Raw genomic sequence first — 7,214 nt, 5'->3', positions numbered from 1 at the left:
TCTGTTGCCCGCGCTCGCCGGCCGATTCGACCAGCACGTCGATCTGCGCGAAGAAGGCTTCCAGCGTCTGCCAGCCCCCCGCCCCTTCGTGCAGGCGGTGCACGCGGTGCTCGTGCCACTGCGTTTCCTCGGCCGCGCTCAAGGTGCCGGGGAAGTTGCGCGCGCGGTAGCGAAACAGCAGTTCGTCCAAACGCGGGTCGGCGAAGGCGGTGCGCTTGCTCGCCAGTTCTTCGGGGCTGAGCGTGCGCAGGCGCTGCAGCGTGCGGCGGTCTGCGTCACCGACGAAGCCGCCGTAGAGGTCTTCATCGACATCGGGCTTGCGCTCGAGCGGCGGGCGCTCGAAGACCTCGGGCCACAGGCCGGCGAGGGTGGCGCCCTTCAGCGCGGCCATCTCGGCGTGGCGATGCGCCTGCTCCACATCGATGCGCCAGTGGGCTGCGCGTTCGGCACTCAGCGTCTTGAGGTTGCCGATGACCACCGGCGACTTGTTGATGTGGATCGTCTTGATCGGTAGGCGCTGCACGCCTTCGGGCAACTCTTCGGCGCGGGTGAACATGCGCCGACGAACGGTGGCCACGTCGAGCGTGAACAGCTCGCTGGGGTCGTGCACCAGGTCCCAGACGATGACCTCGTTGCGGTTGGTCGGGTGCGGCGCAAGCGGCCACACCAGCGCGATGCCGCCACGCTCGGCGCCGTACATGCCGGAGACGTGCAGGAAGGGTCTGCCCACGCCCATCTCCTTGAGCACTTCATGCTTGGAGCGCAGGCGCAGGCAGAACTCCCACAGGCGCGGCTGCTTCGCCTTGACCAACCGTGCCAGCGCGAGTGTGGCGCGCACGTCGGACAGCGCGTCGTGCGCGGCCTCGTGGGCCACGCCATTGGCGGCGGTCAGGTGCTCGAGCTTGAAGGACGGCCGGCCGTCCTCGTGCCGCGGCCACTCGATGCCATCGGGGCGCAGCGCGCGGCAGCAGCGAAGCACGTCGAGCAGGTCCCAGCGGCCGCACTCGTCCTTGTATTCGCGTGCGTAGGGATCGATGAGATTGCGCCAGAACAGGAAGCGCGTGACTTCGTCGTCGAAGCGGATCGAGTTGTAGCCCACGCCGACCGTTCCCGGCTGCCCGAGCTGCTGCTCGATGGCGGCGGCGAAAGCGTGCTCGGGCAGCCCGCGCTCCAGGCAAATCTGCGGCGTGATCCCGGTGAGCAGGCAGGCTTCGGGGTCGGGCAGCGTGTCGGGCGCCGGCTGGCAGTAATGCATGGCCGGCTCACCGATCTCGTTCAGATCGGCGTCGGTCCGCAGGCCGGCGAACTGGGCCGGCCGGTCGCGCCGGGGCACGCGGCCGAAGGTTTCGTAGTCGTGCCAGAAGAAGCTGAACTTGCTCATCGGCGGCACCTTACCCGACGTGCGCGGCCCGGCGCCCCCCGGCCGCTGCGGCCGAACGTCAGCGCGCGCCGCTCAGCGCGAGCCCGGCTGCCGGTCCGGCACTTCCCGCACCTCGGCGTCGATCACCTCGCCCTGCCGGGCAGACCGCGGCGACGACGACGACGACGCGTGGCCCGCACGCCGGCGTGACGCAGTCTCGTGAAAGCGGGCCCAGGCAGCCGCAGGCGGCATGCCGTAACGCAGCACCGGCCGGCGGCCGCGCAGCAGCGCCCACAGCACCAGCAAGCCGCCGAGCGCCAGGCCGAGCGTCATGGCGCCCAACACGAAAACGAGTCCCGCCGCGGCAAGCAGCAATTGCAGCGCGAGTGCCAAGGCGCCACTCACGGCGCCGGCGAGTCGGTCGATCCATCGATTGATCATGGCCATGATTCTCTGACGGGCTGGCGTGCCGGCAGTTCCGGCCTTCGCTCGATCAATCTTGCACTGAAGAAAAAAGGAAGCCTGCGAGCGTCGATTCGCCCACTGCTCTTGCATGCAGGCGCACCGACCGCATTTGCAGAAATGTCGGCGCCATGCCGGCGGCTCGCACAGGAGATGCCGCAATGTGGAAACGAATGACCGCGATCTGGCTGCTGGTACGCAACGACGCCAAACGCCTGTGGTTCGCGCTGAGGCATCCCGACTCACCCGCCTGGCTCAAGGCCGGCACCGCCGTGCTGGTGCTGTACCTCGTGTCGCCGATCGACCTGATCCCCGACGCGCTGCCGTTGATCGGCGTCCTGGACGATCTGGTGCTCATACCGATGGCGATCCGCTGGATGCTGGCCCGGCTGCCCGCCCCGGTGCGCGAACATGCCGAGCGGCGCGCCGCCGGTCGCACCGGCGCAGCCCGCTAATGCGGCTTGCGCGGCTTGCGGAACGAATCCGGGCGGATCACATTGCCATCGCGATCGGCGCGATGACGCGCACGCCGGATCGCTTCCTGGGCTCCGCGCTCGGCGGCGGCGCGCGATTGGCGCCACTTGCGCCACTGACCGGCTCGCCCCCCCAGCCGCCGCACGCGGGCGCCGAAGCGCCGCAGTGCACCATCCACGCGCTCACGCAGCCGTTCGCCGAGGCACAGCCGCAGCAGCATCAGCACGCACATCACCAGCACGACAGCGCTGAACAGTTTCTCGCCCACACTCGTCTCCGCTAGCCTATGTGCAGTCGGCAACGCCGCTCTGCTCGAACGCCGCCTGGCAGGCCGGTTCGCGCCGCAAACGCTGCGCATGGCGAAGTATGCGGTCGGCAGGCCGCCGCAACGCTGCCATCATGCGACTCTCGCCAACTCCCTGTCGGCCATGAGACTTCGATCCGTACTTGCCACGAGCGTGCTCGCTTCGATGGCCGCCGGCAGTCTGGCGCAGTCAGCGGCTCCAGCGGACGCCCCGCCCGCCTCGGTGGCGAATGCCGCGGCGACAGACAAGCCGGTCGAGACGACGCGCGGCAAGCTGAGCTATTACGGCCGAGGCTTCGCGGGGCAGGCCACCGCCAGCGGCGAAAGTTTCGATCCTGAAGCCTTGACCATGGCGCACCGCAGCCTGCCCTTCGACACCCGCGTGCGAGTCACCAACCGGAAGAACGGCAGGAGTGTGGTGGTGAGAGTCAACGACCGCGGCCCAGCCGTCGCCGGCCGCATCGGCGATGTCAGCCTGGCGGCCGCGCGTCGGCTCGGCATGCTCGAGCGCGGCGTGATCGAGGCCAGGCTGGAGGTGCTGGCACCTGACGCGTCGCCGGCCGAACGGTAGCCCGCGGCGCCGCTACTGGATCACCTTGACCGCTTGTCCCGGCTTGGGCTGCGGCCCGCCGCCGTACACGCCGTTGATCAGCCGCAGCTGCTGCTCGGGGTTGGTCATCAGCGGTGAGCGTTTCGCCAGCTCGGCAAAGCCGCCGGGCGGGAAGGCAACCGTGCGCAGCACCCACGGCTCGGCCGCCTTGCGGTCGGCGGGGGTCAGTGGCCGAAACGAATTCTCGGCCTCGCGCAGGCTGGCGGCGGCGCGCTGGCGGGTCGCCGCATCCCGCGCTGCATGCAGCAGCACGAAATTGTTTCGATCAGGGCCGGTGACGATCGTGGCCGCGACGCTCTGTGCCTGACCCTGCGCATTTCGCCGCGTGCCGGCGAAGCGGGTGGCGGGCAACCCGTTGATGTCGTCCTTCTCTACGCGTCCCTGCGTCGGTTTGAACGCGTTCTTGATGATTTCTTCGTGCGTGTTGCCGGCCTTGCTCGGCGCGAGTTGCACGATGAGGCCGGCATCGCCGGCGGCATTGATCAACGTGATCGCATCCTGGCTGTTCTGGATACGCCAGCCCTGCGGCGCGGTGAGAGCGATGCCGAGCGGCTCGTGATAGAAATTGCGCCCGCGCGTCACGCCCTGTTCGCGGCTTTCGCCGAAGGGCATGCCGTTCAGGGCCTGCAGGTAACGGGCCCGGCCGTCGTCGACGTACTTGGTTTTCTGGTCGTAACCGGCGGCGATCTGCTCGATGTCTTCGAGCCGCTGTTCGTTGCTCGGGTGCGAGGCCAGCCAGTCGGGGCCCTGCTTGGGCGTCTTGCCCTCGGCACGCGCCTGCTCGGCGGCGAAGCGCTCCTGATTGCGCAGCACGTTGATCACGTCGACCATGTTCTGCGGGTCGTAGTTGTTGCGCACCAGGTACTCGGCGCCGAGCTTGTCGGCCTGGAGCTCCTGTTCGCGGCTGTAGTTCGCCACATAGCCGGCCGCCACGCCCTGCGAAAGCTGGCTCGCCACGTCGCCCACGCCGAACACCGCGCCGAGCACGCTGGCGGCCAGCACGCCCAGGCCGGCGGTCTGCTGGCGGGTGGCGCGCTGCGCGCCGTGGCGGGCGGTCACGTGGCCGATCTCGTGGCCGATCACGCCGGCCAGGTCGGCCTCGCTCTCCATGTAGGCCATGATGCCGCGCGTCACGTAGACGTAGCCGCCGGGCAGCGCGAAGGCGTTGATCTCGGGGCTGTCGAGCACCGTGAAGGTCCACTCCAGTTCGCTGCGGTGCGACTGGGCGGCGAGCTTCTGGCCGATCCCTTTCACATAGGCCTGCAGCCGCGCGTCCGGGTAGATGCCGTATTCGGCGATCACCGTCTGGTGCGCCTTTCTGCCTTCGGCGATTTCGGTCTTCTCGTCCATCACCGTGCGCTCTTCCTTGCCGGTGACGGGGTTGACCACGGTGGCGCAGCCGGCCAGGAGCGCGCCGCAGAGCAGCAGCGGAAACAACAGGGAACGCATGGCAGAGCTCCTTCTCGTGGTTCGTCCGACCCCGGGCTTCGCGCTCAGACAGGCGAAGTTGTAGCACCACGTTACCGTAGCGAACTGCCGCCCGCCGGATGCTCGCGCACACAGCGCTCTGCCACACTGCCCGGGCCCATCACAACCTCCGCTGCCATGCTGCTCACCGCCCTGCTCCTGTTGCTGCACCTGCTGGCTGCCGCCTTCTGGGTCGGCGGCATGGCGCTGATGCAATGGGCGGTGCGCCCCGCGGCCGCGCAAACGCTGGAGCCGCCCGAGCGCCTGCGCTTCATGGCAGCCACGCTGGGTCGCTTTCTGAACGGGGTGAGGGTGGCCATCGTGGTGCTGCTCGCCAGCGGCGTGGGGATGGTGCTGCTCGGCGGCGGGCCGGGCGGCATGCACTGGGGCGTGCATGCGATGGTCGCATTGGGACTGGTGATGATCGGCCTGTACGGCCACCTGCGGCGCACGCCTTTCGCGCAACTCGAACGCGCCGTCGCGGCCGGCGACTGGTCGGCCGCGGCGCAGCGGCTGCCGGTCATTCGGCGGCTGGTGAACGTCAACCTCGCCTTGGGCGTTGCCGTATTCGCCGCGGCGGTGCTCGGGCCGGCGCTTTAGCAAACGAAGCGGCGAAGAGGGTGCCCAACCGCAGGCTGGGGCCCGACAGCGAAGTGCGGCGGCGAGTGCCGAGGGCTCGATGCCCGCGGCGCGAGGGAATTACTCCAGCGTGAAGCCGAGCTTGATCGTCACCTGCCAGTGCGCGATCTTGCCCTCGGCCACGTGGCCCCGCGTTTCGATCACCTCGAACCACTGGATATTGCGCACCGACTCGCTGGCCTTGGCGATCGCGTTGCTCACCGCGTCTTCGATGCTGCCGGTGGACGAGCCGGTCAGCTCGAGCAGCTTGTAGACGTGTTCACTCATCGCTTGCTCCTTGAAGAGGATGCCGACGATCGGCTGTCGGCCTCCGGCTTACCGCCCTGCTGCAAACCCTGAGACATGCCGATCAGCACACCGCTGAGGAGCGCCGCGTAGCTGTCGAGCAGCGCCTGCCCGGTGCGCATGCTCATTGCGCGACCGTCACGCAACGCGCTCTGCGTCTGCGCCATCAGCTCCTCGACCGTGGTGGCAGCCTGCGCGCCGGTGTGGCTGCCCTTAAGTTTCATGGCTTCAAGCACCTGCGTCCACGGCCCCTGAAGCGGCCCGCCTGTGGCCTGGGCGGCCTTGCTGACAGTCGCGAAGAAGGTGTCCTCGAGCTTTTCGAGGTTGGCCAGCGCTCCCTGCATCGGCCCCTCCTGCAGATTGAGGCCCTGGTCGACGAACTGCTGCAGCGCGCGGCGGTTGGCCTCCACCGTCTGCAGCAGCGCGGCGTCCATGCCTTCGAAGGCGTTGGACAGCAGCGCCTCCACATCGGCCGGTCGGCCAGTGTTCTGCGCCGCGCCGGTCGAGGCGGCCTGGGTCACCGTCTTGAGCACGCTGCGGATGTTGGTGAGCGTGAGTTCACGGCCCTGCAAGGCGCGCAAGGTGGCCGTGCTGACCGCCTCGCGCAGCGCCTCGGCCTGCTTGGCGCCTGCGCTGGAGAACATGTCGATCAGCGCTTCCTGGTCGATTCCGGTCTTGGTGGCCATGCCTGTTCCTTTATGAGTCGTTGGGGAAGCATTGATACCGCCGTTGGCGCGCCGTGGCAAGCGCCTTCTCGGCCGCAGCCTGCTGAAACTCTGCGGGATGTTTCCGGAAGGCCGCATGGCGTACGGTTGCCCAGCGCGGGCAATGCTCATGCCCGAGCTCGTTCCAGCGTATCGATCAACCTGCACGAAAGAAGCGCCATGGCCGCCAGCGATCCGCAACCCGCGTTTGCGTTCAAGGTCGAGATCGACGGTTTCGCGGGCGCCGCCTTTGCGCGCGTCCATCTGCCGCGCCTGGAGCGCGACGCGATCCGTTACCGAAGCGGCAGCGATCCGGGTGAAGCGCCACGCCTGCTGCCCGGCCTGCTGCGGCTCGGCGAATGCGTGCTGGAGCGCGTCGTTCTGCCGGGCGAGAACGACTTCTTCAACTGGATGAGCACCGCTCAGGGCGGCGCCCAGGCGCGCCGCAACGTCGCCGTCACGCTGCTCGACGAGACGGGCCAGCCCGTGCGCCAGTGGAAACTGCGCAACGCCATTCCGGTCGTGCTGGAGTGGTCGCTGCTCGACGTATCGCTGAGCAGCGTGTTGGTCGAGACGCTGCACCTGGCGGTGGAGGCGGTGACGGTCGAAGCGGTTTGAGGACGACCAGGCCCGGCCTCAGCGCGGCGAGCCCACGTGACCGGAAACGCTTGAAAGGCTGGGCATACCCTTTCCCGGCTGGACTGCTGTGCGAACGCTCGGGGCGAGCAAAGCCGTGGGCGGGTGTGCGGCGGCGCGCCGGTGCGGCGGTCGGCCCGGCGGGCCGACTGCGCTGCGCTGCTCGGGCTTGCGGGCCGTCGCACAACTCGCTTCGTTCGCTGCGCTCACTGCGCTCAAACAGGCGCGACGAGTCAGTTGACGAAGCGCGCTGCGCGCGCTGCCCGCAAGCCC

At 68.8% G+C, this 7,214-nt stretch carries 10 protein-coding genes; 4 read left to right on the top strand and 6 right to left on the bottom strand.

What is annotated here, in order from left to right:
* The coding region (gene sbcB / locus H0W38_RS12745) for an exodeoxyribonuclease I (protein WP_292454553.1) at nucleotides 1–1,381 on the bottom strand (1,381 nt) is incomplete at its 3' end.
* 72 nt (nucleotides 1,382–1,453) lie between these two features.
* Entirely contained in the window at nucleotides 1,454–1,801 is a 348-nt protein-coding gene (locus H0W38_RS12740; RefSeq protein WP_292454551.1) for a hypothetical protein, read from the bottom strand.
* Between the two features lie 182 nt (nucleotides 1,802–1,983).
* Here H0W38_RS12740 and H0W38_RS12735 point away from each other — a divergent pair, with 182 nt between their 5' ends.
* Entirely contained in the window at nucleotides 1,984–2,277 is a 294-nt protein-coding gene (locus H0W38_RS12735; RefSeq protein ID WP_292454550.1) for a YkvA family protein, read from the top strand.
* On the opposite strand, the gene H0W38_RS12730 is transcribed toward H0W38_RS12735, so the two are convergent.
* Entirely contained in the window at nucleotides 2,274–2,522 is a 249-nt protein-coding gene (locus H0W38_RS12730) for a hypothetical protein (RefSeq protein WP_292454549.1), read from the bottom strand. The two genes, H0W38_RS12735 and H0W38_RS12730, sit on opposite strands and share 4 nt — an antisense overlap.
* Before the next feature lie 202 nt (nucleotides 2,523–2,724).
* Here H0W38_RS12730 and H0W38_RS12725 point away from each other — a divergent pair, with 202 nt between their 5' ends.
* Complete coding sequence (locus tag H0W38_RS12725; protein WP_292454548.1) at nucleotides 2,725–3,171, top strand: septal ring lytic transglycosylase RlpA family protein; 447 nt, start codon at nucleotides 2,725–2,727, stop codon at nucleotides 3,169–3,171.
* 12 nt (nucleotides 3,172–3,183) lie between these two features.
* Here the strand turns inward: H0W38_RS12725 and H0W38_RS12720 are convergent, their stop codons facing one another.
* A complete protein-coding gene (locus H0W38_RS12720) occupies nucleotides 3,184–4,659 on the bottom strand; it encodes a M48 family metalloprotease (RefSeq protein WP_292454547.1) in 1,476 nt (491 codons plus the stop codon).
* A 156-nt stretch (nucleotides 4,660–4,815) separates the two neighbouring features.
* Between H0W38_RS12720 and H0W38_RS12715 the strand changes: the two genes are divergently transcribed.
* Entirely contained in the window at nucleotides 4,816–5,277 is a 462-nt protein-coding gene (locus H0W38_RS12715; RefSeq protein WP_292454546.1) for a CopD family protein, read from the top strand.
* A gap of 99 nt (nucleotides 5,278–5,376) precedes the next feature.
* On the opposite strand, the gene H0W38_RS12710 is transcribed toward H0W38_RS12715, so the two are convergent.
* Nucleotides 5,377–5,583 carry a dodecin gene (locus H0W38_RS12710; protein ID WP_292454544.1) on the bottom strand — a complete coding sequence of 69 codons (207 nt, stop codon included), beginning with the start codon at nucleotides 5,581–5,583 and terminating at the stop codon, nucleotides 5,377–5,379.
* Nucleotides 5,580–6,287, bottom strand: a complete 708-nt coding sequence (locus H0W38_RS12705) for a DUF6781 family protein (RefSeq protein WP_292454543.1) — start codon at nucleotides 6,285–6,287, stop codon at nucleotides 5,580–5,582. The genes H0W38_RS12710 and H0W38_RS12705 overlap by 4 nt, the downstream gene beginning before the upstream one ends.
* 198 nt (nucleotides 6,288–6,485) lie before the next feature.
* On the opposite strand from H0W38_RS12705, the gene H0W38_RS12700 reads away from it, so the two are divergent.
* Nucleotides 6,486–6,923 carry a phage tail protein gene (locus tag H0W38_RS12700; RefSeq protein WP_292454541.1) on the top strand — a complete coding sequence of 146 codons (438 nt, stop codon included), beginning with the start codon at nucleotides 6,486–6,488 and terminating at the stop codon, nucleotides 6,921–6,923.
* Nucleotides 6,924–7,214: the final 291 nt, after the last annotated feature.

The organism is Methylibium sp. (assembly GCF_013817365.1).
Taxonomy (GTDB): Bacteria; Pseudomonadota; Gammaproteobacteria; order Burkholderiales; family Burkholderiaceae_C; genus Methylibium.
Note: the sequence above shows the minus strand (reverse complement) of the source record. Positions and strands in the feature narration are given on the sequence as shown.